Source organism: Streptococcus sp. Marseille-Q6379 (genome assembly GCF_965119505.1).
On sequence record NZ_CBCPLV010000001.1, the window covers coordinates 1217627 to 1242675 of the forward strand.

Annotated in this window: 19 protein-coding genes, 1 tRNA gene and 2 pseudogenes; 1 reads left to right on the forward strand and 21 read right to left on the reverse strand. The window is 40.6% G+C overall.

Annotated elements, in window-relative coordinates; genetic code table 11:
- Nucleotides 1-137: 137 nt before the first annotated feature.
- The 15 genes and pseudogenes from ilvC to ACWPVZ_RS06200 all read right to left on the reverse strand — a co-directional run bounded on the left by ilvC (nucleotide 138) and on the right by ACWPVZ_RS06200 (nucleotide 19814).
- Nucleotides 138-1160, reverse strand: coding sequence for a ketol-acid reductoisomerase (gene ilvC / locus ACWPVZ_RS06130; protein ID WP_002885764.1), 1023 nt, complete (start codon nucleotides 1158-1160; stop codon nucleotides 138-140).
- A 75-nt stretch (nucleotides 1161-1235) separates the two neighbouring features.
- Nucleotides 1236-1712: an acetolactate synthase small subunit gene (ilvN, locus tag ACWPVZ_RS06135; protein WP_002887025.1), complete on the reverse strand. Its 477-nt coding sequence runs from the start codon at nucleotides 1710-1712 to the stop codon at nucleotides 1236-1238.
- On the reverse strand, nucleotides 1705-3405 hold the full coding sequence (locus ACWPVZ_RS06140; RefSeq protein ID WP_454381379.1) for an acetolactate synthase large subunit: 1701 nt from the start codon (nucleotides 3403-3405) through the stop codon (nucleotides 1705-1707). Before ACWPVZ_RS06140 ends, ilvN begins: the two co-directional genes overlap by 8 nt.
- A 133-nt stretch (nucleotides 3406-3538) precedes the next feature.
- A complete protein-coding gene (gene ilvD, locus ACWPVZ_RS06145; RefSeq protein ID WP_454381381.1) occupies nucleotides 3539-5260 on the reverse strand; it encodes a dihydroxy-acid dehydratase in 1722 nt (573 codons plus the stop codon).
- Nucleotides 5261-5418: 158 nt separating this feature from the next.
- Nucleotides 5419-7086: a DAK2 domain-containing protein gene (locus tag ACWPVZ_RS06150; RefSeq protein ID WP_014635125.1), complete on the reverse strand. Its 1668-nt coding sequence runs from the start codon at nucleotides 7084-7086 to the stop codon at nucleotides 5419-5421.
- A complete protein-coding gene (locus ACWPVZ_RS06155) occupies nucleotides 7086-7451 on the reverse strand; it encodes an Asp23/Gls24 family envelope stress response protein (RefSeq protein WP_002885694.1) in 366 nt (121 codons plus the stop codon). The genes ACWPVZ_RS06150 and ACWPVZ_RS06155 overlap by 1 nt, the downstream gene beginning before the upstream one ends.
- Before the next feature lie 111 nt (nucleotides 7452-7562).
- On the reverse strand, nucleotides 7563-8849 hold the full coding sequence (locus ACWPVZ_RS06160; RefSeq protein WP_002885805.1) for an MATE family efflux transporter: 1287 nt from the start codon (nucleotides 8847-8849) through the stop codon (nucleotides 7563-7565).
- A gap of 61 nt (nucleotides 8850-8910) precedes the next feature.
- Complete coding sequence (gene thrC, locus ACWPVZ_RS06165; protein ID WP_037599311.1) at nucleotides 8911-10395, reverse strand: threonine synthase; 1485 nt, start codon at nucleotides 10393-10395, stop codon at nucleotides 8911-8913.
- Between the two features lie 159 nt (nucleotides 10396-10554).
- Entirely contained in the window at nucleotides 10555-11532 is a 978-nt protein-coding gene (locus ACWPVZ_RS06170) for a hypothetical protein (protein ID WP_155213319.1), read from the reverse strand.
- A gap of 25 nt (nucleotides 11533-11557) precedes the next feature.
- Nucleotides 11558-12403, reverse strand: a complete 846-nt coding sequence (locus tag ACWPVZ_RS06175; protein WP_201709822.1) for a hypothetical protein — start codon at nucleotides 12401-12403, stop codon at nucleotides 11558-11560.
- Nucleotides 12404-12563: 160 nt separating this feature from the next.
- A pseudogene (gene adhE, locus ACWPVZ_RS06180) lies at nucleotides 12564-15176 on the reverse strand (bifunctional acetaldehyde-CoA/alcohol dehydrogenase); the annotation flags it as partial.
- Between the two features lie 116 nt (nucleotides 15177-15292).
- Nucleotides 15293-17188 carry a M13 family metallopeptidase gene (locus ACWPVZ_RS06185; RefSeq protein ID WP_454381385.1) on the reverse strand — a complete coding sequence of 632 codons (1896 nt, stop codon included), beginning with the start codon at nucleotides 17186-17188 and terminating at the stop codon, nucleotides 15293-15295.
- Nucleotides 17189-17269: 81 nt separating this feature from the next.
- Nucleotides 17270-18895: an alpha,alpha-phosphotrehalase gene (gene treC / locus ACWPVZ_RS06190; protein ID WP_414341142.1), complete on the reverse strand. Its 1626-nt coding sequence runs from the start codon at nucleotides 18893-18895 to the stop codon at nucleotides 17270-17272.
- Between the two features lie 63 nt (nucleotides 18896-18958).
- Nucleotides 18959-19624: pseudogene (locus tag ACWPVZ_RS06195) on the reverse strand (glucose PTS transporter subunit IIA); the annotation flags it as partial.
- A 1-nt stretch (nucleotide 19625) separates the two neighbouring features.
- Nucleotides 19626-19814, reverse strand: coding sequence for a PTS transporter subunit EIIB (locus ACWPVZ_RS06200; protein ID WP_414341141.1), 189 nt, complete (start codon nucleotides 19812-19814; stop codon nucleotides 19626-19628).
- A 156-nt stretch (nucleotides 19815-19970) separates the two neighbouring features.
- On the opposite strand from ACWPVZ_RS06200, the gene treR reads away from it, so the two are divergent.
- Nucleotides 19971-20681: a trehalose operon repressor gene (gene treR, locus ACWPVZ_RS06205; RefSeq protein WP_002887040.1), complete on the forward strand. Its 711-nt coding sequence runs from the start codon at nucleotides 19971-19973 to the stop codon at nucleotides 20679-20681.
- A gap of 51 nt (nucleotides 20682-20732) precedes the next feature.
- Here the strand turns inward: treR and ACWPVZ_RS06210 are convergent, their stop codons facing one another.
- The 6 genes from ACWPVZ_RS06210 to ACWPVZ_RS06235 form a co-directional block, all read right to left on the reverse strand.
- Entirely contained in the window at nucleotides 20733-21293 is a 561-nt protein-coding gene (locus tag ACWPVZ_RS06210) for a TIGR01440 family protein (RefSeq protein WP_070576053.1), read from the reverse strand.
- A 15-nt stretch (nucleotides 21294-21308) separates the two neighbouring features.
- The gene (locus ACWPVZ_RS06215; protein WP_080611667.1) at nucleotides 21309-21647 is read right to left on the reverse strand and encodes a hypothetical protein; all 339 of its coding nucleotides are present in this window, start codon (nucleotides 21645-21647) and stop codon (nucleotides 21309-21311) included.
- Nucleotides 21648-21679: 32 nt separating this feature from the next.
- A complete protein-coding gene (locus ACWPVZ_RS06220) occupies nucleotides 21680-22036 on the reverse strand; it encodes a hypothetical protein (RefSeq protein WP_002892073.1) in 357 nt (118 codons plus the stop codon).
- Nucleotides 22037-22336: 300 nt separating this feature from the next.
- Nucleotides 22337-23218 carry a class II fructose-bisphosphate aldolase gene (locus ACWPVZ_RS06225; RefSeq protein ID WP_002885816.1) on the reverse strand — a complete coding sequence of 294 codons (882 nt, stop codon included), beginning with the start codon at nucleotides 23216-23218 and terminating at the stop codon, nucleotides 22337-22339.
- A 145-nt stretch (nucleotides 23219-23363) separates the two neighbouring features.
- Nucleotides 23364-23449, reverse strand: a tRNA-Leu gene (locus ACWPVZ_RS06230).
- Between the two features lie 192 nt (nucleotides 23450-23641).
- Nucleotides 23642-24937 (reverse strand): gamma-glutamylcysteine synthetase, encoded by a 1296-nt coding sequence (locus ACWPVZ_RS06235; protein ID WP_110980795.1) that lies wholly within the window; start codon nucleotides 24935-24937, stop codon nucleotides 23642-23644.
- Between the last annotated feature and the right edge of the window lie 112 nt (nucleotides 24938-25049).

The window sequence follows — 25049 nt, forward strand, 5'->3', positions numbered from 1 at the left end:
CTCCTTAATGGAGTGAGTTTTTTTGTTGCACTATATTTTACAATTTATCTACCAAAAAAGAGCAGTAGGATTGATTCCCAACTACTCTCTTCAGAACACAAAAAACCAGCACTAGGCTGGTTTTCGAGACTATCACATTAGTTATAGATTTTGAATGCGTCGTCGTCGTTTTGACCAACGAATGGCATTGCTTTACGCAATTCAGCACCAACTTTTTCGATTTCAAGGTTAGCAGCTTCTTCACGGTAAGCAGTAAGTTTTGGACGTCCAGCCTTGTAGTCGTTAACGAAGTCGTTAGCGAATTTACCGTTTTGGATGTCAGCAAGAACTGCTTTCATATTTTCTTTCACTTGTTCAGTGATAACACGTGGACCTGATACGTAGTCACCGAATTCAGCAGTGTTTGAAATTGATTGACGCATTTTCTTGAATCCACCTTCGTAGATCAAGTCAACGATCAATTTCATTTCGTGAAGCACTTCAAAGTAAGCCAATTCTGGAGCATATCCAGCTTCAGTCAAGACTTCAAAACCAGCTTCGATAAGGGCAGTCAAACCACCACAAAGAACTGCTTGTTCACCAAACAAATCTTCTTCAGTTTCTTCTTTGTATGTTGTTTCAAGAAGACCAACACGTGCTGCACCGACACCTTTACACCAGTCCATAGCGATGTCTTTAGCGTTACCTGTAGCATCTTGGTATACTGCGTAAAGTGCAGGAACACCAAAACCTTCTTCAAATGTACGACGTACCAAGTGACCTGGTCCTTTAGGAGCACACATGAAAACATCAACATCTTTAGGAACTTTGATGAATTCGAAGTGGATGTTAAATCCGTGTGCGAAACCAACAGCATTACCAGCTTCAAGGTTTGGAGCAATTTCTGCTTCGTAAAGTTCTTGTTGGATTTCGTCTGGAGCCAAGATCATGATAACATCAGCCAATTTAGTTGCTTCTGCTACTGTGTAAGTATCAAAACCATCTTCTTTAGCTTTATCAAATGATTTACCTGGACGAACACCGATGATCACATCGTGACCTGTATCACGCAAGTTTTGTGCATGCGCATGACCTTGTGAACCGTAACCGATAACGGCGATTTTTTTACCGTCAAGTGCTGCTACTTTTACGTCTTTTTCATATTCCATTTGAACTGCCATAGTAATATGTCTCTTTTCTAAAAAAATAATTTATTGCCTTTTTAAGGCTGGGTTAACAAATTTAAGTTGGATTTTTTAATCACGGGTAAATCCAGTAGCACCCGTACGAGCGATATTCTTGATTCCGTAAGGACGAATAACTCGTAGAAGCGCCTCGCTCTTTTCAGCATCACCAGTCATCTGGATAGTGATAGAGCTTGGTGCCACATCAACCACCGAAGCACGGAAAGGTTGAATAATCGCCAAGATTTCAGCACGTTTAGAGGTTGGTGCTGATACCTTAACTAGGATAACTTCACGTTCCAAGTGTGGCTGATCCGTGATATCACGGATGCGAATCACATCAATCTGACGATTAAGCTGTTTGATGATTTGTTCCACTTCATTTTGAGAATTCACATCAATAATAATCGTAATACGTGAAACGTTAGGATCCTCAGAAGCCCCTACAGAGATACTTTCAATGTTAACTTGACGTCGTGAAAGAACACCTGTGAAGCGGTTAAGGACACCTGAACGGTTCTGAAGTTTAGCTGTTAACATTCTACGCATTGAACTTCACCCCCAACATTTCGTGATTACTCTTACCAGCCGGAACGATTGGCAAGACATGCTCTTTACGAGAGATATCCACCTCGATGAACATTGGCACGTCTTCCTTGATAACTTCCAAATCCTGATCAATTGTCTCTGGATTATCAAACTTGTAAGACTTAATGCCGTAAGCTTGAGCCATCAATTGGAAATCTGGAAGGGTATCAAAGACAGACTCTGATGTACGCCCTTCGTAGAAGGACTCTTGCCATTGACGTACCATACCAAGTGAGTGGTTATTCAACATAACAACCTTGATTGGCACCTTGTAAATATTTAAGATAGCCAATTCTTGATTCGTCATTTGGAAACCACCATCACCAACAAAGAGGATAACTTCTTTATCAGGATTAGCAATTTTAGCACCAATTGCTGCTGGGACACCGAATCCCATTGTTCCAAGACCACCTGAGGTCACCAATTGACGCTCATTTTGGTATGGATAATACTGAGCTGTCCACATTTGATGTTGACCAACGTCAGTAACAACAACCGCGTCACCCTTAGTCAATTCACCGATACGCTCGATAACTGCCTGAGGCTGTACCATACGTTCTTTCTTATCGTAAGAACGTACACGCTCTTTGTCTTTTGTAACTTTTTCGATCCATTTTTCAGTGTTATTCTTAACCACTGGTTCTGCTAAGAGCATTTCAAGAGCTTGCTTGGCATCACCAACAACTGGAAGGTCCACTGAAATAATTTTACCAATCTCAGCTGGATCTACATCAATATGGACAACCTTGGCATTCTTAGCAAATGTTTTAGGATTACCTGTCAAACGGTCATCAAAACGACAGCCAATGGCAATCATAAAGTCAGCATCGGTCATAGCAATGTTAGCTGCATATGAACCGTGCATACCACCCATACCCAAGAAGAGGGGATGACTAGTAGCAATTGTCCCTTGTCCTAAAAGACTTGTAACAACTGGGATTTGGTAGCGTTCTGCAAAAGCAACTAGCTCCTTAGCAGATTCAGAATAAGACACCCCACCTCCAGCTACAATAACCGGCTTCTTAGCTTTACCCAACTGCTTCAAGATTTTCTTGATTTGCATTTCGTTTGGTCTTAGCGTCGGTTGGTAACTTGGAAGATTAATTTCAGGATCGTTGATGAAGGCTGTTTCCTTAGCCACGACATCTTTAGGGAGGTCGATAACAACTGGACCAGGTCGGCCAGTTGTTGCAATATGAACCGCTTCCCTAATAACACGAGGAATATCAGCTGTATCGCGAATCTGATAATTGTATTTTGTAATCGGCATGGTAATTCCGACAATGTCAGCCTCTTGGAAGGCATCTTTACCAATACCTGGTGTTGCGACCTGACCAGTAAAGACTAGGAGAGGTACGCTATCACTCATAGCATCTGCAATCCCTGTAATAGCATTAGTGGCACCAGGACCACTCGTTACAAGAGCAACACCGAGTTTACCAGTTGATTTGGCATAACCTTCAGCTTCGTGCAGACTTCCTTGCTCATGACGAGATAAAATATGATTAATCTTGTCATTTTTGTAAATAGCATCATACAAAGGAAGAACCGCTCCGCCAGGATATCCAAAGATAGTTGAAATCCCAAGTTCAAGAAGTGTATCTAGAATTAAATCAGCACCAGAGCGTGCTTCTTCAAGTTCAATTTTCTTCACATGGACCTCCTTTAGTAGTTGTTTTTTTCGAATTGTCTAAAAATTCAAAACCTTGTATACTATGATAACATTTTTAACCAAATTTGCAAGGGTTTCGGAGAAAAATATCACAAACTCTTCGGAAAGAATGTTCTTAGTTTTTTTCTTGTGCTTGACGTTCTGCTTTACGTTCTTCGAATTCTTCGTCACTCATCAAAGTTCCGCCAACATTGGCTGATTTAGCAAAGGCTGTATAGCGACGCAACCAACCACTTGAAATTTTTGATTTGAAAGGTTTCAAATGTTTGCGGCGTTCTTCAAGGGTTGCATCATCGACAAGTAGATCAAGGGTACGATTTGGTAGGTCAATCACGATTTCATCCCCATCTTCGATTAGGGCGATATTACCACCTTCTGCTGCTTCTGGAGAAACGTGACCAATAGCAATACCACGAGTAGCTCCTGAGAAACGACCATCCGTAATCAGAGCCACATCCTTACCAAGACCGCGTCCGACAATCTTAGAAGTTGGTGCCAACATTTCTGGCATACCAGGTCCACCCTGAGGACCTTCGTAACGAATGACAACGACATGGCCCTTCTTAACTGTTCCATTATCAATCAACTCAAGGGCCTGATCTTGTGAATCACAACAAATAGCTTTACCACGGAAAGTTTTAACAGATGGATCTACACCACCGACCTTGATAACAGCTCCATCCTGAGCAATATTTCCGTAAAGGATAGACAAACCACCAACTGGTGAGATAGGATGCTCAATTGGATGGATAATTTCTTCATTTTTGATTTCAGCACCAGCTACGTTTTCTTTCAAAGTCTTACCAGTAACTGTAATACGATCACCCTTAATGGCTCCTTTTTTAATCAACTGATTAATAATGGCTGGAACACCACCAGCTTCATGGACATCATGCATAGTGTAAACACTTGAAGGTGCAATTTTAGAGAGATAAGGGGTCTTCTTGGCAATCTCGTTAATGTCTTTAAGATCATAGTCAATACCGGCCTCACGCGCAATAGCAAGCGTATGAAGAACAGTATTGGTTGAACCACCCATGGCCATATCTAGAGCAAACGCATCATCGATGGCTTCTTTGGTCACAATATCACGTGGGCGAACATTATTTTTGATGTTATCCATCAATTTTGTGGCTGCTTGACGAACCAATTCACGACGTTCATCTGAAACGGCTAGGATAGTACCGTTACCTGGAAGGGCAAGGCCCAAAACTTCCATCAAACAGTTCATTGAGTTAGCGGTAAACATTCCTGAACATGAACCACAAGTTGGACAAGCATTTTTCTCTAAATAATCGAGCTCATCCATGCTCATATCACCAGCCTGATAAGTACCTACTGCTTCAAACAAACTTGAGAGAGTCGCTTGATGACCAGTCATGTCAACGCCACCCTTCATAGGTCCACCAGAACAAAATACTGCTGGCACATTAGTACGCATAGCCGCCAAAATCATCCCTGGTGTAATCTTATCACAGTTAGGAATGTAGAAAACCCCGTCAAACCAGTGGGCATTAATAACTGTTTCTGCAGAATCGGCAATCAATTCACGAGATGGAAGACTGTAACGCATCCCAATATGCCCCATGGCAATCCCATCATCCACACCAATGGTATTAAACTCAAAAGGAATACCGCCAGCCTCACGGATAGCTTCCTTGGCAATATCTGCTAATTCACGCAAGTGAACATGCCCTGGAACAATGTCAATATAAGAGTTACAAATAGCAATGAAGGGCTTTTGCATATCATTGGCAGATTTAACTTGCCCAGTCGCATACAAAAGTCCGCGTGCTGGTGCCTTATCAACACCAACTTTGATCATATCACTTCTCATGATGTTACCTTCAATCTATAAAATTTCTTACAACATATGTTACCACTTTGGAAAGTAATGTCAAGGAATTTTCAGAATATTTTTGTAATTCCGAAAAGATATACCTGCTATATCAAAACTGACAAAACAAAAAGGAAGCCCTAAGACTTCCTAAATGATTATTCAACACTGAAGAGGTATGGATAAACTGGTTGGTCTCCTTGGAAGATTTCAACTTCGATATCTTCATGAGCCTCTTCCAATTTTTCCGCAAGTGCTTGAGCTTGTTCTTGATTACCTTCTTCGCCGACGTAAATCATAACAATTTCACTGTCTTCGTCAATCATCTTGTCAAAGGTGTCAAGAAGGGCTTGGTCCATATCTGGTGTAGACACAAGGATCTTACCATCCACCATACCAAGGATATCATTTTCATGAATCTCAAGACCATCAATAGTTGTATCACGTACCGCCAAGGTCACGCTACCACTTGTTACATCTGAAAGACTAGCTGTCATAGCTTCAACATTAGCTTCGATACTTTGACTAGGATCAAAAGCAAGCAAACTTGTAAAGCCTTGTGGAACTGTACGTGTTTCAACAACAGCCGCATTGACATCTACTACTTCAGCAGCTGATTGTGCTGCCATAAAGATGTTTTTATTGTTTGGCAAGATGATAACATTCTTAGCATTAACCTGCTCAATAGCCTTAACAATATCTTCTGTTGATGGGTTCATTGTTTGACCACCTGAAATCACATAGTCAACACCTTGTGATTTGAAGATATCTGCAAGTCCATCTCCAGCAACAACTGCAATAAGGGCAAAGTCTTTAGGAGCAGAAGGTGCAGCTTGGATAGCTTCTTCTTTTTGAACTTGTGCATCGTGTTGGTTACGCATGTTGTCAACCTTAACTTTGACAAGAGCCCCATATTTAAGACCTTCTTGCATGACAAGACCTGGATCCTCAGTATGGACGTGAACTTTTACAATTTCATCATCGTTAACAACTAGGAGAGAATCCCCAAGGTTGCTCAAGTAATTTTGGAACTCTTCATAGTCAAAGTCCTTCACATAAGTTGGACCTTGTTTGAGACCAATCATGATTTCCGTACAGTAACCGAAGGTAATGTCTTCTGTGGCAACATGACCAGCAACTGACTTATGATGTTCTGCATTGATCATCTCTGTCATAGTAGCCGGTGTCGCTTGGAAGTCCTCTGAAGCGATATACTCACCTGTGAGGGCTGACAAGAAACCTTCATAAATGAAGACCAAACCTTGACCACCTGAGTCTACCACACCAACTTCTTTCAAAACTGGAAGCATCTCTGGTGTCTTAGCCAAAGCAGCTTTAGCTCCATCGAGAGCTGCACGCATAACCTCAACAGCATCATTTGTAGATTCAGCTTTCTTAATCGCTGCTGAAGCTGCACCACGTGATACTGTAAGGATTGTTCCTTCGACAGGTTTCATAACTGCTTTATAGGCAACTTCAACCCCTGCTTGGAAGGCATGAGCTAAATCTTGACCATCAAGTTCCGTTTTATCCTTGATACTTTGACCAAATCCACGGAACAATTGTGACGTGATAACACCCGAGTTACCACGGGCACCCATCAAAAGACCTTTAGATAAAATCTGACCAACTTCACCAACTGTTGAAGCTGATTGATCTGCGACAGCTTTGGCTCCGTTATCCATAGTCATTCCCATGTTTGTTCCAGTATCTCCATCTGGTACTGGGAAGACATTGAGTGAATTCACATATTCTGCTTGCTTACCTAGACGTGTTGCTGCCGCTTGGACCATCTCCTGAAGCAAGCTTGTTGTAATTTTAGACACTAGTTTTCTCCTACGACTTTAATATTTTGAACGTAAACATTTACTGTTTCAGCCTTGATACCGAGCTGATTCTCAAGATTAAATTTCACACGTTCTTGAATATTTTTTGAAACCTCACTAATCTTAACACCATAACTCATAACAGTGTAAACATCCACAGTGATACCTGCATCAGTAGATTTCACGACAACTCCTTTTGCGTAGTTTTCCTTTCCAAGAAGTGCTTGAAAATTATCTCGGATAGCACTCTTACTTGCCATACCGACAACGCCAAAAATTTCTGTTGCTGAACCGCCAACTACTGTTGCGATGACATCATCTGACAATTCGATTTGACCATCTTTTGTATTGATTTTTACAGTCATAATTACTACCTCAAAAAGTTTTTATCAGCTTATTTTACCATATTCGAGCTTACTTGTAAAAAATAAGAAGAAGATACCCTTTGAATAAGAGTATCTCCTCAATATTTATCATTAAAACTTTCTCTTTATGAGATAACGACGGTACATCACATAGAGGAAGACCGCACGCCATACATTATCAACAACAGTTGCAATCCAGACGCCTGCAAGACCCATTCCCAAACTCACTCCTAGGAAGTAGCCTGAGAAAATTCGGATAATCCACATCCCAATAGTTGTCGCATAGAAAGGCATCTTAGCCTTACCCAGACCTTGCCAAACTGCAGTGTAGACTAGAGTCGCCGAAGTCACGGGATTCCCAAGGAAAGAATAAAGAATAACTACCTGACTAGCCGCAATAGCTGCTTTATTATCTGTAAAGAGACTTGATAATCCTTGTCCAAAAAGCAAGATACCCCCTGAAACCAGAACCATCAAGAAGGTTGAAATCCAATAAGACTCTCGTATAATACGCTTCATCTGCGCCTTATCCCCTCGTCCCAGACTATTGGCAACCAAGATAACTGTAGCCGTGGCGACTCCCATACCGGGCATATAGTTAAACTGAGTGAGGTTTTCACCAATGGCGTTACCACCGACAACGGCTGTACCAAAGGTAACAATAATAGCCACAATGACCACATCTCCAGCACGCATCATCAGTCGTTCACCTGCTGCTGGCAGAGCAATCCCCAACAACTCCCTGTTGAAAGGTTTGGTAACTTCAAGCTGCTTCACATCCAGTTTCATCGCTTGCCACAGTATCACTGTCCCAACCAGACGAGAAAAAACCGTAGCCGTTGCGACCCCAATAATCCCCCAATGTCCCACAAAGATAGCTAAAGAAGATAAAATAGCATTAAGAACATTAGTCAAAAGACTGACGACCATGGAAATACGAGGCCGTCCCTTGGCCCGTAATATGTTACCAAAAGTAGTCATTAAGGCTAGGAAGACCACTCCTCCACCGACAAGAGCAAGGTAGAGACTACCAGCCTGAGTCACAGATTGCTCAGTACCTAAAAGATTAAGAATGGCCCCACCACCAAAAATGGAAAGTAAACCAAGAATGAGACTAAGAGCAAGGGTAATAATAATAGCATCCCAGGTGTCTCGGTTAGTCGCTTTAACATCTCCCTTCCCTAGACTTCTAGCAATGACACTGGCACTTGAGGCTCCTAGAGCAATGAAGATAGCTTGGTAAATCGTGATTATATTATTGGCTACGGAAACCCCTGATATGGCGACAATACCAACCTGAGCCACTAGGTAAGAATCGACAACCCCCATCAACATTTGTAGAAGGTTTTCGGCCATAGCAGGCAAGGCTATGTTTAGAATTTTCTTTGTTTCTGTCATAATATTCTCTTCTATATTGATAAAAATAGGGCTGATTTCTCAGCTCCTATTTTTTTTATTCTTATACACCAAGATAGCTTTCAACTGCTTTTTGCATATCAGCTGCCGCAACAACTGTTTTATGGCGAACTTCCGCATGTTCAAGTCCATCTACAGCAGCTGGGATAGCTACACCTGAAAGTTGGTGCAAATCTTCTACTGCTTTGAAATCATCCCCACTGTCTTTACCAGTGACAGCTGAAATAGCCACACGTGGGAATTTATATGGGCTAGCTGTTGAAGCGATAACTGTAGGGGTGTGGTCATCTGTCTTTTGAACATATGCTTCGTAAACCGCTGAGGCAACCGCTGTATGAGGATCTTCGATATACTTGTCTTCTTCATAAACACGTTTGATTTCAGCAGCTGTTTCATCCTCAGTTGCAAATCCTGCTGCAAACAAGTCAAGAATATCTTTATCTGCATCCGCCAAAGTATACTCACCCTTAGTCACAAGCGCATCCATGAGCTCTTTAGTCTTAGCAGCATCATTACCAAGAAGGTGGAAAATCAAGCGTTCCAAGTTAGAAGATACCAAGATATCCATAGAAGGACTTGTCGTTACCTTGAAGTCACGTTTCTTGTCATAAGTACCCGTTGCGAAGAAGTCTGTGAGGACGTTATTTTCATTAGAGGCACAGATTAATTTGCCAACCGGAACACCAATCTGACGTGCATAATAAGCCGCCAAGATATTACCAAAGTTTCCTGTTGGTACTGTGAAGTTAACCTTATCTCCGTTTTGGATATGACCTGCCTTAACCAACTGCGCATAGGCATATACATAGTAAACCACTTGTGGTACCAAACGACCTACGTTCATTGAGTTAGCTGATGAGAATTGCGTATGATGAGCCAACAATTTCTCACGCAAGTCAAAATCATTAAACATACGTTTCACATCGGTTTGGGCATCATCAAAGTTACCATCAATAGCAATAACGTGAGTGTTAGCTCCTGTTTGAGTGGTCATTTGCAATTCTTGGATTTTTGAAACACCGTCTTTTGGATAAAAGACAATAATTTCAGTTCCAGGAACATCTGCAAAACCAGCCATAGCAGCCTTACCAGTATCACCTGATGTCGCTGTCAAGATAACAATCTTATTATCAACACCTTGCTTTTTAGCTGATGTTGTTAGCAAGTAAGGCAAGATTGAAAGGGCCATATCTTTGAAAGCGATAGTAGAACCATGGAAAAGTTCAAGGTTGTAGTGGTTCTTAAGTTTAACTACTGGTGCAATAGCAGCTGTATCAAATTTGTCGTCATAAGCATTTGTGATACAGTAATCTAATTCCTCTTCCGTAAAATCATCCAAGAAAGCTGACAAGACCAATTTAGCAACTTCTTGGTAAGAAGCATCTTTCAATTGATCAAAGTCCAAAGCAACCTCAGGTGTTGACAATGGTGTGAACAAGCCACCATCTGTTGCCAAACCTTGAAGAATAGCTTGACTAGCAGTTACTTTATTATTTTCGTCACGTGTTGATTGGTATACAAGTGTCATGGTAAATCCTCTTTTTAGATAGTGTGTGGCTCTATTGTAGCATAATTGTCAGAATATTTCTACACGTATTGTGACTTGTGAGAAAATCATTCGGATATCACCTTATTCTCTTCCCTCAACGACATGAAAAAATCCGGAATAGCGATTCCGGATGTCATTTTAAAATTTATCTTTGGTGTCATTCTTAGTTGAGAAAGTAATATCTTTTGATTTACCATCACCACTAAGCGTTACTTTCTTGTCTTTTTTAGTCACTTTTAGCTCTTGACCTTTTTTCACATTGAGACCATCGATATCAACATCTTTATTGACAGAAGTAACAGTCATCTTATGTCCCAAGCGACTAACCTTCCCTTTGAAAAGGGTTGTTGTTGTTTCGCCTGTCTTCGAATCATACTTTTGACCATTATCTTTCGCAGCTTTTTCAAGAGCTTCATCAAGTTCTTTTTCTATGGTTTCCTCACTATAATAGTTTTCAAAGGAATCTCCATAGAAGGCTTTAAATAAATCTCCAAAGGCTGAGAAGGACTTCTGAACCCTCTCACGATAGTCCTTGATATAGGTTTTCTTATCAAAAGTATAGCTAGCAGTCACCTTCGCATTGCTACCTTTTACTTTCATGGTTACAGCAGTATCTTTAAAGTACTTTTCAAGCTCCTTACTATCCAAGTCTGTCAAACTTTCAGACATGCTTGAGCTATACTCTCTACCTAGAGAACTACTGTACCATTTGCCATCAATATTACCTGTCACATAACGGTAAGTCATAAAGCCACCGATACATAAGAAGACAAGGACTACTGCTGACAAAACTGAGACTAGGATGCGTTTTTTCTTTTTGGAATCCATTGGTTTTTTAGGAGCCAAATTTGCCATAGCTACTTGTCCTTCTGGAAAAGGAACCGTAGAAGGTGCAGTTGCTGTTACTACTGGTGCCGTTTCAGTTGGTAGAGGACTAGTACTTGTCTCGACGATTTCCGCCTCAACCTTAATGGGTTCAGTAGTAACTGTATCTTCAGTTTTAGCCGGTGCTTCATTAATAAACTCTCCAGCTTTCAACGCATCCGCCATTTCCTGAACACTCGGCTTACGTCCGTTTACCGTTTCAAAATAGTCCAACCATTCTGCTCTTGTCATTTATATTCCCCTTTAATTTCCTTTTTTATTTATTTTTTGTAAAGCTAATGTCACCAAATTCACTGTGTGCCTTAATAGTAAAGCCTCCATTGTTAGGCGTATAATCTAATACATCACCTTTTTTAAAAGCATCTGAATCTCCAGCCTTATCCACAGTGATTGTTTGCTCCCAACGGTTAATATCACCCGTAAAAGCAGTTGTTGTGACACGACCGGTTTTGGCATCGTAGGTATAACTCTTTGGAAGTTCTTTCTTCACTGTCTCATCAAACTGTTTATAGTAGTCTTTTTCTGACAATGAATAACTATCAAAAACCTCCGAGAACTCCTCGCCGTACTGACCTTTCAATTCAGTAACTCTACTCTGGTAAGCCTGATAAAGACCTTTACGATTGTAAACAAAGCTCACTTTTAAGTGAGCCTTATTGTCAGTAATACTCATTACTGTATTGATATCGGTGATAAGATCTTGACCTTGTGGTAAAGCATTACTAACTTTATTCTTAGTATTAGCAGTATCTTTCAGAGTGGCTAACATTTTCTCACTAAAGGTTGGGCTTGTCCAATCGCCCTCAATGCTTGCGGCTCGATAACGGTATCCCATCACGAGACAAACAATCAAAAGTATGGTGAGTATCGCTGCAATCACACCTGATACCATCCCCACAATATTCTTTGAGGTTACTGGCTCCTTTGATTCTTTTACTTGTTGACTAGGATTGAATTGAACACTCACCATCCTATCAGCATTAAACTCTTTAAACTTATTAGTCGCTCTATTCCCTGCTGCAGAAGCCACTGGTGGCCTCAATTCACGAGACTTGAGAGGATGTGCTGTTTCACCCAAACTAAGCCCTTCTTCTTTTGTCATAGGAATCTCCTTATCTCGCTGTAAGGTTATTATAACAATTCTTAAAGCGTTTTTCTATCTTATTCGGGAAAGTCCTTTATTTTTAATTTGGATAAACACTCTAATATAAAAGGTTTCTAGCAAAAAAAGTAGCCCTTATAGAGCTACTTTAGTCTATCGCTTATCCTTTATAATCAAAGGCAATTTCGATGATTTCTTTCAATTCTGAAATAAGTGGTTCTTTCGGATTAGCTGTTGTACATTGGTCTTCATAAGCATGTTCGGCCAAAGTATAGGCAGTGTCTTGAAGAAGTTTCTTAGTAACACCTTGTCCCTTCCAGTTCATGTCAATACCAACGGCAATACCCAATTCGTATACTTTTTGTGCCAAAACTTCAACCAACTCAGCATCTGATTGCTTGTCAGTACCCCATCCCATGAAACGAGCGATATCTGCGTAATCTTTGTCTGCACGGAAGTAGTCATATTTAGGGAACATAGCGTGTTTTTGAGGATCACGACCGTTGTAACGGATAACGTGAGGCATCAAAATCGCATTAGTACGTCCGTGTGGAATGTCAAACATAGGACCAACCTTATGAGCTAGTGAGTGGTTGATACCAAGGAAGGCATTGGCAAAGGCCATACCAGCCATTGTTGACGCATTATGCATCTTTTCACGTGATTCTTCATCACCAAAGCGGTAAGAATGTTCAAGATTTTCAAAAACAAGTTTAATTGCTTGGAGTGAAAGCCCACGTGTATAGTCACTAGCCATGACTGATACATAAGATTCAATGGCGTGAGTCAAAACGTCCATACCTGTATCTGCTGTAACGCTGGCAGGTACACTCATAACCAAAGCAGGGTCAACGATAGCAATGTCCGGAGTCAAAGCATAATCTGCCAATGGGTACTTGATATGAGTTTCACTATCAGTGATAACCGCAAATGACGTTACCTCTGAACCTGTCCCTGAAGTTGTTGGGATACAGATGAATTGTGTCTTCTGAGCGTAAGGAATCTTGTAAGTACGTTTACGGATATCCAAGAATTTTTGTTTAGCACCGAAGAAGCTTACATCTGGGTGTTCGAAGAACATCCACATAGCCTTAGCAGCGTCCATTGCAGAACCACCACCAAGAGCGATGATTACATCTGGTTGGAAATCTACAAAGCGTTCCAAACCTTTATAAACGGTATTAGTAGATGGGTTTGGCTCAACATCTGAGAAAACATCTACTGCCGGTCTGTGGCGGTTAAGTTCCAATTGGCGTTTAACCAAGTCTGCATAACCAAACTGAACCATACCAGGGTCACAAACCAACATCACGCGCTCAGCTTCAATGTGACGCAAGTAAGTTATTGAATCTTTTTCGAAGAAGATTTTTGGTGGGACGCGAAACCATTGCATGTTATTGCGACGCTTTGACAATGTTTTAACATTCAAGAGATCAAATGAGCTAACATTGTGTGACACTGAGTTATGACCGTGTGAACCACAACCAAGAGTCAATGATGGAATCATGTTATTGTAGATATTACCGATACCACCTTCAGCTGATGGGCTATTAACCAAGACACGGCAGGCTTTCATGCGGATACCATATTGGAGTTGGAGCTCTTCATTTTCAGTGTGGATAACAGCAGTGTGTCCAAGACCACCCAAATTGAGCATGCCTTCTGCTTTTTTGAATCCATCTTCAACGCCATCAGATTTGATAAGAGCAAGTACTGGAGACAATTTTTCCAAGGCAAGTGGGTGTTCCATTGTTGCATCTGGAATTTCTGCCAAAAGCATTTTTGTACCTGCAGGAACTTTAAGGCCAGCTTTTTCAGCAATTTCAATAGCTGAGTGACCTACAATGGCACCATTTACAGCTGTACGCGCTTCATTAAGAACGACTTTTTCCAATTTAGCAATGTCAGCTTTTTTAGAAATGATGACACATTGATGTGCTTCAAATTCAGCCTTAACTTCGTCATAAATAGCTGCATCAACGATAGCTGCTTGTTCAGACGCACAAATCATACCATTATCAAAAGTTTTTGAAACGATGATATCGTTGACCGCACGTTTAACCTTAGCATCAGCAGCGATGTAAGATGGGACGTTTCCAGCTCCTACACCAAGTGCTGGTTTACCAGTTGAGTAAGCTGCTTTAACCATACCAGGTCCACCAGTCGCAAGTACTGTGGCAATCTTAGGATGGTTCATCAAGAGACCAGTCGCTTCGATAGATGGCTCTTCAATCCACTGAATACAGTTCTTAGGTGCACCAGCTTCAATAGCAGCATCGCGAACAATGCGCGCAGCTTCTGCTGATGATTTTTGAGCTGATGGGTGGAAGGCAAATACAATTGAGTTACGTGTTTTCAACGCAATCAAAGCTTTGAAAATAGTAGTAGATGTTGGATTAGTTGTTGGAGTTACCCCACAGATAACACCTACCGGCTCAGCGATAGAAACCAAACCTTGTTCTTTATCTTCAGCAATAACGCCTACAGTTTTGTCATATTTAATACTATTCCAAATGTATTCAGAAGCATACATGTTCTTGATGGCTTTATCTTCGTAAATACCGCGCCCTGTTTCATCAACGGCCAATTTTGCCAAATACATATGTTTATCTAGAGCAGCAATCGCAGCTTGGTGAACAATATGGTCCACTTGCTCCTGCGTAAAGTTAGCCATAGCATCAAGGGCTTCAACCCCTTTTGTTGCCAATTCATCTATTACTGTTTGAACATCTTTAGTTTGTTTAGTCATATGAAACTCCTTTGAATACTTGTTAAAAACTTCACAATCTTTAACACAAGTATATTATAGCGTTTTCTAGTCGCTATGTAAACCCTTACAACGATAAAAAATAAAGAAATCCGTCCATTTTTGGACAGATTTCATCATTATTACCAAATAATCACGCAATCTTCTGGGGCACGCCACATGCCGTCGCCCTCTTTAACGTCAAATTCCTTGTGGAATTCGTCGAAGTTGCTCACGATAACATTGGTGCGCCATTTGGCTGGAGCATGCACATCCACGCTAGCTAACATTTGCATGTATTCTTCACGCGCCTTCATACGCCAGATTGTCGCAAAATTAACAAAGAATTCATGAACTGAAAAATCCTTATCTCGTTTAGCTGCTTCTAAGGCACAGGCTACACCACCGAGGTCAGCAACATTCTCAGAAACAGTCAATTTACCATTGACCTTGGCACCATAAGAGTCCAAGCCCTCAAACTGATCCACAATCTTGTCAGTACGTTCCTTAAAGGCTGCATAGTCCTCTTCAGTCCACCAATTCTTAAGACTACCGTTCTCATCAAAGGAAGCACCATTTGTATCAAAGGCATGGGAAATCTCATGAGCAATGACAGCACCAATACCACCGTAGTTGGCTGATGACGATTGGTGAAGGTCATAGAAAGGTGCTTGAAGGATAGCTGCTGGGAAAACAATTTGGTTCTGCTGTGGATCATAGTAAGCATTAACCATGTGGGCAGGCATATGCCACTCACTACGATCAACAGGTTGATTCCACTTGCTCCAACTATGTGCAACTGAAATTTCAACTAACTTCTGTGCATTCTCAACAAGTGATAAGTTTTCATCAATAATCTTCTTATCATATGTCTCAGGTAGTTTTTCTGGATAACCAATGTGAGGCGTAATAACATTAAGTTTCGTAATAGCCTTTTCACGTGTTTCTGGTGCCAACCAATCCGCAGTTTGAAGGCGTGATTTATAAACATCAATCATAGTTGCCACCTTCGCTTCAACATCTGCTTTTGCTTCTGGAGAGAATTTTTCACCTGCATACCAAAGTCCAAGAGCCTGATTGTAAGGTCCTTGTGCCAAATAGTAGGCTCCTTTTTTCTTGTCCCAGGCTTGTGGTGTTCCTGAAAGCGCACGACCATATTTTCCAAATAGAACACGAAGTTCGTCTGTCAAATAGGCATTCCAAATTGTCATAGCATTGATAAGTAGGCTCGCCTTAAGTAGCTCCCAATTATCTTCTGAATAATATTCCGCCGCAAATTCTGTCCAGAAGCGCTCTTCAGGAACGATAACTTTATCAGGAACTTGTCCCAAGATTTCTGTGAAGATGTTATCAAGTGGGAGTTCCGGTGCTAGCTTGGTAAAGTCTTCCCAATCATATGGGTGGTAGAGTTCCACATACTCGGAAGATTCTTCACTCGAAAGGACATACTTGGCCAACTTAGCATCAAGGGCGATAACCTTGTCCAAGATATCTTTGATTTCTTCAGCTGTAAAGCCATATTTCTCAAGGAGTTCTTCTTCCATTTCACGCCAGATTCCTAAAAGCTCCTTGCCCTTCTCATTATCCTCAGTGTAATAGGTTGTATCAGGTAAAATAATACTTGGCGCTGCTGCCCAGAGGACATTTAATTGAGCATTCATAAAGTCTGGAGATACACCGAATGGGAACTCATTAGGCTTACCAGACATCTCATAGTCAGCAATTTTCGAAGCAAATTCTGAGAATGAGGAAAGCTTCTTGTATTCTTCAATCCAAGGTTTAACAGGCTCGATACCCAATGCCTCACGTTTGTCAAAGTCCGCAGCCATACGGTGAAACTTTATAAAGTTTTGTAGAATGGTATTGTCAGGAACATTCTCTCCTGCCAACCATTGATCAGTTGTTTCAAGCATGAGGTCTTCAATTTCATCTGCTAAATCTGAGAAACCTCCTGTGCGTGGTTTATCATCGGGAATCACTGCTGTTTTTTCCCACTCACCATTAATCGCATGGTAAAAATCATCTTGTAAGCGTGTCATTACACTTCCTCCATCAACATTAAAAGTGCTTTCATTATAACAAAATTCCCCAGCAAAAGCATTTACTGAGGAAAGTTTGGTTTATTTTACTAAGATTGCTAGGGTTTGATAAGGTTTCAAAATTATCTTTTCAGCAAGCTCTACATCATCATAATTGGATAAGAGCACGCGCCCTGACTGATATTCTGCTGGAATCGCTACTTCGACTTCACTTCCATAGAAATGATTGAGTACCAAGAGTTTTTGATCCTCTAAGTGGCGTTCAAAGGCGTAGACTTGTTGACTATCCTCAAATGCTGGCTGATAGCTTCCTTCTGAAATGATAGGCATTTCTTTGCGCAAGCGAATCAATTCTTTATAGAATTTAAAGATTGGTCCATCGATTTCATTTTCAACGTTGATGTCTTTATAAGATTTACCGACTTTCAACCATGGAGTGCCTGTTGAAAAACCTGCATTCTCAGAAGCATCCCATTGCATTGGCGTACGAGAATTATCACGTGATTTGGCTTGAATGATCTTGAAGGCCTGCTCAGGAGACTCGCCTTGGTCCAAGAGCATTTGGTAAGCATTGATGGACTCGACATCCACGTAATCTGCCATAGAATCATAATCTGGATCAATCATCCCGATTTCTTCGCCCATGTAGATATAAGGTGTTCCACGTGATAGGTGAATGCTAGCTGCTAGCATGGTCGCTCCTTCATTACGGAAGTTCTTGATATCCACAAAGCGATTCAAGGCACGAGGTTGGTCATGGTTATTCCAGAAAAGGGCACTCCAACCACCTCGTTCACTCATTTCCTTACCCCAGGTATGATAGAGACGTTTGAGCTCTTCAAAATCAAAGGGAGTAATAGTCCATTTTTGACCATCTTCATAATCTACTTTAAGATGATGGAAGTTAAAGGCCATAGACAACTCGTGACGCTCCGGTGCTGAATAAAGAACGCAGTTATCAATGGTTGTCGATGACATCTCTCCAACTGTCATAAAGCTATCATCAGAACCAAAGGTCGCTTCATTCATCATACGAAGATAGTCATGGACAATTGGTTTATCCGTATAAGCTGGTTTCCCTTCATTTTCAGGGCAATCTACCAAGACTTCATCTTTCCCAATCAAATTGATCACATCGAAACGGAAACCTTTGACTCCCTTGTCACGCCAGAAGTTGACCACCTTGAACAACTCCTTACGGACATTGGGATTGCGCCAATTAAGGTCCGCCTGTGTTTCATCAAAGAGGTGAAGATAGTATTTCCCTGTATCTCCAAAAGGAGCCCAGGCAGAACCACCAAATTTAGACAACCAATCGGTTGGTTGGTCCTGAATAAAGAAGAAATCTTGATAATACTGGTCTCCAGCCAAAGCTTTTTGGAACCACTCATGCTCCGTTGAGCAATGGTTGAGCACCATGTCTAGCATGAAATCAATCTTGTGCTCTTTTCCGACACGGACCAGTTCTTCAAAATCAGTCATGTCTACAAAGACAGGGTTAACGGCTGTATAGTCTGAAATATCGTAACCATTGTCACGTTGTGGGCTCGGATAGAAAGGATTGAGCCAAACCATATCCACGCCCAACTCTGCTAGATAAGGAATTTTTTCAATGATCCCTCTGAAATCACCGATTCCATTTCCTGTCGTGTCCTTATATGATTTTGGATAAATTTGGTATACAACCTTTGTTTTATCTAATGCCATGTGATTTTTCCTCTTTTGTTCTTTATATGAAGAGGTGGAAGCGTAACGTCTCCACCCCTTAGCTTATTTTGTTCGATGAGCAATCATGAGAACATCACCACGTTTGATATCACGTGGAAGATCCCCTTCAACATCTGCTTGGAAATCATCTTGATTTGTAATGATAACTGGAGTCTCAGTGACCAAACCAGCCTTTTTAATAACATCCATATCAAAACTAATCAATTGTTGACCAACAACAACTTTATCACCTTGTTCAACATGAGCCACAAAACCTTTTCCGTCAAGGCTAACAGTATCCATACCAATGTGCATTAGCATTTCAACACCTTCTTCAGAAACGATGCCTACGGCGTGCTTAGTTGGGAAGAGTACTGTCACTGTACCATTTACTGGTGAAACCAATTCGCCTTGACTTGGTTCGATGACTACCCCCTGTCCCATGACACCTGATGAGAAAACTGGGTCTGTGGCTTGGCTAAGTGGTTTAACTTGACCAGCAAGTGGGCTAACAACCTCTGCTGATTCAGCAAGAACTGTTGGAGTTGCAGTATGTGATGCAAATTCAGCCTCTTCTTGAGCTGCAAATTCTTCCTTAAGTTCTGTATCATCTTCTGTCTTAGTAAAGAGACCCACCTTGCGGAAGAAGAAAGTTAGGACCATAGGTACAATGATAGCAACAAGCATGATTGCTGCAAATGGAATCATATATTTAGGTTGAAATGATAACTTAGAATTGACCTGCATTGGTGAAAGTCCCCTTAACAGCAGGAATGGCTTCGATTGTTTTCACATCTGCCTTCTTGTCATCACCAAGAACGAAACTCATACGCGTCGCACAGTGAGTAACAGCAGTCACATTTTCTTTACCACCGATTGCAGCAAGCAAATCTTTGGCTTCTTGTTCAAATTTACCCATTTGAATCTCCTTTTCTTTTTTGACAATATCTGATTAACTTGATAAACTAATTGTAAACGTTTACAAATTTGTCTGTAAGTGTTCCGGAATTTTTTAAACATATTTTTTGAAAAAAACATTAGTTGTATGTTTTTTTGCCTACAAATAAGGAGAACAATGAAAAAATATCAGATTATTTATAAGGATTTAGAGAAAGCTATCCATGATCAAAAATATCAAGTGGGAGACTTTCTCCCGACCGAGCAAGAACTGGTTCAATCTTACCAGGTTAGTCGAGACACTATACGAAAAGCATTAACCTTACTCGTTGAAGAAGGCTTGGTCAAAAAGATTCATGGCTCTGGCTCCCAGGTTATTAACCAGGAACAAATCAACTTTCCTGTGTCTGACCTTACTAGTTACCAGGAGCTAATAGTACAACAAGGCCTTAATTCGCAAACCAACGTTATTTCTCTGGATAAAATCATCGTTGATTCCAAACTCTCAGAAAGAACTGGGTTTTCTAATAGCCGACAGGTCTGGCGTGTTGTTCGTCAAAGAGTCGTTGATAGCTGCGCCTCTGTTATAGATATTGATTACCTAGATACTAGCCTTGTTCCTCAACTAAACCGTAACATTGCTGAACACTCTATTTACGACTACATCGAGAATCAGCTCAACCTTAGCATTTCCCACGCCTTTAAAGAAATCACTATTGATAATGCTACCGATCAAGATAAGATTCTTATCGACCTAGGTAAAGACCAGCACGTTGTTTGTATCCGTTCTAAAGTTTATTTAACTAATGGAAAACAGTTCCAATTTACGGAAAGTCGCCACAAACTTGAAAAATTCAAATTTGTCGATTATGCCAAGCGTCGTCATTGAAAGAAAGGGCTCTGCTCACAGAAAAAGTATCGAACACTTGTCCGATACTTTTTAGTTTTTACGGATAGGATCTGCTAGATACTCCGCACGAGCACCACCAATCAACTTAGGTCGACTCGCCAAAGCAGTCACATGGGCACCACCTAATTCTGGAGCAATCGGGCGAAGAGGAACTTGGACCCTCTTCACATGCATACCAATAGAGGTATCCCCAATATCGATACCAGCCTGAGCGACAATTTCCTCCACCTCAACAGGATCCTTCATATAGTCGAAAGCAGCCAGCTGACCACTTCCCCCAGCATGCAAGGTCGGAAGAACATTAACAATTTCCAAATCTTTAGCCATGGCGAGCTCACGCTCAACAACCAAAGCACGATTCAGATGTTCGCATCCTTGAACAGCCAAGTAAATTCCTTTAGGTTCCAAAACTTCAAGAATCGTTTTCACAATTCGTTGGCCAATTTCACGGCTAGAGGCTTTTCCGATTATCCCACCAGCGACCTCACTGGAAGACAATCCCAAGACAAAGATAGCTCCTCGCCCAATAGCGGAACGTTCAACAATATCTTCTACAAGCACACGTGTCTTCTCTTCTAAATCTAGCAACATCACAACAGCCCTCCTTTAGACAACAGCTGTATTCAGGATTCGCACAATAAGATAGTACAGAATCACAAAAAAGATAAGGAAAAATACCCCTAATAATAATAACTGCCTACGGCGTTTCTTACTTAGATCCCAAGAGAAACCAAATCCCATCAAAAAAGGACCAACACTATAACTTAGCATAAACCATAAATCTACGCGTGCTATATGCCAAAAAGAAGAAATAAAGGCCACTAAACCTATTAAGGATAATATCCAAGAAAACTCCCAACAATCTGATTTAGCAAAAGCCAAGCCTATTAAGAAGCAGCCCAAGGCAGGCATGATAATAAATGATAGGGTCATAAAATAAAACATGCCATTATTATAGCATGTTTTACAGTTTCATGTTAGTGGCGGTTAATGACACCATAAGCAATAGTGAATGCAATAGCAGCAATACCCACAACGATTGCCATGACAGCCCAGAAAATAGTCATCGCACGGCGTCCCTTGCGATTGTTGAAAGGAAGTCCCCAACCAATCATGATGACACCTAGCAATCCAAGCCAGATTTTATAAGTGATAACAATCGCCGCATCAAAATAGGCAAAAGCAACCAAACCTAAACCTAGCAAAGAAATCAAATAAGACCACTTACCCTTCAAAAATGAAGGCAAGGCCCAACCAAATAACACTAAACCTAGTAGAGCAAGAGCTCCACCACCAAAAAATACAGGTACAATATAATTATCAAACATATTCATATTATAGCATATCTTAAAAAGTTAGGAAATAGAATCTATCAACCAAAGCCATATCCAATCTTTAAAATTTGTTTCCTCTCAATCACAGATTGATTCGCAGATACTAACTATTTATTTGGGTACAAAAAAACAAGACCCAGAAAGGACCTTGTTTTAATAGCCTAATTGCGCTTTGTTTGCACTACATCTATAATCAAAAGGAACTGAGATTTAGAAAGTGTGGCAAATTTGTGGCAAAACATAAGAAAAAGGCTTGTCCATATTGGACAAACCCTTTATTTTCAAGCTTATATAGTCTAATTAAGCTTTGTTTGCTGAACCGAATACGTCGATACGTTCTTCAACAGCTTCTGTAATAGCTTCGAAACCTGGTTTCAAGAATTTACGTGGGTCGAAGAGTTTCTTCTTGTCGTATTCTGCTTCATTTGCTTCGTATTCAGCAACAAATTTACGTGTTGCGTTAGCAAATGCGATTTGACATTCAGTGTTAACGTTAACTTTAGCAACACCAAGTTTGATAGCTTCTTGGATTTGATCATCAGGAATACCTGATCCACCGTGCAATACGATTGGGAAGTTAGGAACAGCTTCTGTCAATTTTTGCAAGTGGTCAAGGTGAAGTCCGCTCCAGTTTTCTGGGTAAGGACCGTGGATGTTACCGATACCTGCTGCAAGGAAGTCGATACCAGTTGCAACCATAGCTTTAGCATCTTCGATTGGTGCCAATTCACCATCACCGATGATACCATCTTCTTCACCACCGATTGTACCAACTTCAGCTTCAACTGATACACCGTTAGCGTGTGCAAATTCAACAACTTTAGCTGCTTTTTCAAGGTTTTCTTCAACTGGAAGGTGTGAACCGTCAAACATAACTGAAGTGTAACCTACACGGATACATTCCAAAGCGTCATTGTAGTGACCGTGGTCAAGGTGAATAGCAACTGGTACAGTGATACCCATTGATTCAACCAATTCTTCGATAAGGACTTTACACAATTTGTAACCACCCATGTACTTAGCTGCACCCATAGAAGTTTGGATAAGTACTGGAGCTTGTTTAGCTTCTGCTGCACGCAAGATAGCTTGAGTCCACTCAAGGTTGTTTGTGTTAAATCCACCAACTGCGTAACCATTATCACGAGCTGCTTGGACAAATTTTTCTGCTGAAACGATTGCCATTATAAAGGCCTCCTATATTTTTTTGGGTTTGAACCCGTTTACAAGTTTATTCTATCACAATTGAACTCAAAAAACTAGCTTTTCTACAATTTGTAAGCGTTTTGATTTTTTAATACAAAAAAACCAGTCATGTGACTGGTTACTCTGCGGAAAGAGGGACTTGAACCCTCACGACCTAAAGCGGTCACAGGATCCTTAGTCCTGCGCGTCTGCCAATTCCGCCATTTCCGCTAACAACATTAGTTATTATATCAAGATTGACAACTCGTGTCAATACTTTTTTGAAAGTTTTTTAATAACTTTCTCTTGTCTCTTTCGAAACAACTATTATATAATACCATTTATTGTTTGCTGACGTCAATACTTTTTTGACTTTTTTTAAATTTTTTAGCAAAAACTATCTATCATATCTCTTGTCAAAGGTTAAGCTAAACTCTTATTCAGCCTATCTAATTTCTCTCTAAGGGGAGCTAAGTAAACTTCTTCTCCAAAACCACGCAATTTTAAGCCATCCTCAGCACAAGACAATAACGATTCTGTCAAAGGTAAAATCATTTTGAGGTCTGTAGCAGAAATATCTTTTTTCGAAAATAAACGACGAATTCTAGGGTAATCATAGTCAAGTGCTTCAAAAAAAGGTGAGTCATTTAAAATATTTTCTAGATTTACCAAATTGACTAAAAGACCAAGGTGAAAGGCTGCTGGCGCAAAGGTTGATGAGAAAGGTTGGGTACAAACACTGCGAAACTCAACGGTTCCCCTAGTCGTTAAGTCTTGAAATTGATAAGAACGGTGAGTCTTAAAATCTTCCTCACTTGGTTCAATAGTGACTACTTCGCCACGAATAGAGTGTGCTTTGATAGATGGCGTACTCAGATAGTCTTTAGCGCGTATTGGTTCAAAATAGTAAGTTTCGTCACCACGCTTAGCAGTAAAAAGGGCTGTCTCAGACAAGTAAGAAAAATAGTCATCTTCATTCTTAAATACCTTAGGAAATACTCCTGCATTTTCCTCAAACACACCATGCATGGAATTCTCCCAGAAAACATCACGGGAAAGCGCTAAATCCCAATCAGAACCCCAAAACTCAGAGTTTGCCAATAATACTGCCTTGGGTCCCTCTATTTGGTTAAAAGCATTTAAGACTCTTAAATAGGATGTTTTTGAAACATCTAATTGTACCTGACTCCCACAGATGAAAGAAGCATATTCTGGATAATCATGAAAGAAAGGATCGTTCTTTGCTTTAGATAGCTCGAGAAAATCCATAAGCATTTCATAACGAGGAGATTTAACAGGTCTGTTGTCATTTTTTGCCCAGTTTGGATTCACTCCCCAACCTTGCAACTCATGATTATGATTCTGAAGATAGGATTGGATTATACTGAGGTAAGTATCCAGACGTTCCTCAACCTCAGAAATTCTCTCAGCCTTTGCAAAAGCAAACTCGATCGTATTGTACGAAACTTCAAAAAGAATCATGTCTCCAGAAACTTTATCGATAAGCTGAATAGGATTATTATAAGAATCATACTTATCAGCTTGAAAATCAAAATTATCCAAAAGATAGACTAGTAACTGTTTTGTAAGAGAGACATCTGTAGCATTACCACTCAAATTAACAACTGGGTATTCCAACTCAATCCCCACAAATAATTCGGGTTGCTCCTTAATTGGCTCATAGTACCTTTGCTTAAGCAGTTCCTTGGCTGTTGTCAAAATAATGTCCCCCTTTTTAAAATAAGCTTATTCCATTATATCAAAATATTCAGACGATTTATAGACAAAAAAACGCCTGCTTACGAAAAATAACCGTATTACCTTTCGTAAA

Bases quoted from the DNA above. Each gene is read 5' to 3' on its own strand.
- ilvC (WP_002885764.1), bottom strand. From the start codon at position 1,160: ATGGCAGTTCAAATGGAATATGAAAAAGACGTAAAAGTAGCAGCACTT.
- ilvN (WP_002887025.1), bottom strand. From the start codon at position 1,712: ATGCGTAGAATGTTAACAGCTAAACTTCAGAACCGTTCAGGTGTCCTT.
- ilvD (WP_454381381.1), bottom strand. From the start codon at position 5,260: ATGAGAAGTGATATGATCAAAGTTGGTGTTGATAAGGCACCAGCACGC.
- ACWPVZ_RS06155 (WP_002885694.1), bottom strand. From the start codon at position 7,451: ATGACTGTAAAAATCAATACAAAAGATGGTCAAATCGAATTGTCAGAT.
- ACWPVZ_RS06160 (WP_002885805.1), bottom strand. From the start codon at position 8,849: ATGACAGAAACAAAGAAAATTCTAAACATAGCCTTGCCTGCTATGGCC.
- thrC (WP_037599311.1), bottom strand. From the start codon at position 10,395: ATGACACTTGTATACCAATCAACACGTGACGAAAATAATAAAGTAACT.
- ACWPVZ_RS06170 (WP_155213319.1), bottom strand. From the start codon at position 11,532: ATGACAAGAGCAGAATGGTTGGACTATTTTGAAACGGTAAACGGACGT.
- ACWPVZ_RS06175 (WP_201709822.1), bottom strand. From the start codon at position 12,403: ATGACAAAAGAAGAAGGGCTTAGTTTGGGTGAAACAGCACATCCTCTC.
- ACWPVZ_RS06185 (WP_454381385.1), bottom strand. From the start codon at position 17,188: ATGACACGCTTACAAGATGATTTTTACCATGCGATTAATGGTGAGTGG.
- treC (WP_414341142.1), bottom strand. From the start codon at position 18,895: ATGGCATTAGATAAAACAAAGGTTGTATACCAAATTTATCCAAAATCA.
- ACWPVZ_RS06200 (WP_414341141.1), bottom strand. From the start codon at position 19,814: ATGGGTAAATTTGAACAAGAAGCCAAAGATTTGCTTGCTGCAATCGGT.
- treR (WP_002887040.1), top strand. From the start codon at position 19,971: ATGAAAAAATATCAGATTATTTATAAGGATTTAGAGAAAGCTATCCAT.
- ACWPVZ_RS06210 (WP_070576053.1), bottom strand. From the start codon at position 21,293: ATGTTGCTAGATTTAGAAGAGAAGACACGTGTGCTTGTAGAAGATATT.
- ACWPVZ_RS06215 (WP_080611667.1), bottom strand. From the start codon at position 21,647: ATGTTTTATTTTATGACCCTATCATTTATTATCATGCCTGCCTTGGGC.
- ACWPVZ_RS06220 (WP_002892073.1), bottom strand. From the start codon at position 22,036: ATGAATATGTTTGATAATTATATTGTACCTGTATTTTTTGGTGGTGGA.
- ACWPVZ_RS06225 (WP_002885816.1), bottom strand. From the start codon at position 23,218: ATGGCAATCGTTTCAGCAGAAAAATTTGTCCAAGCAGCTCGTGATAAT.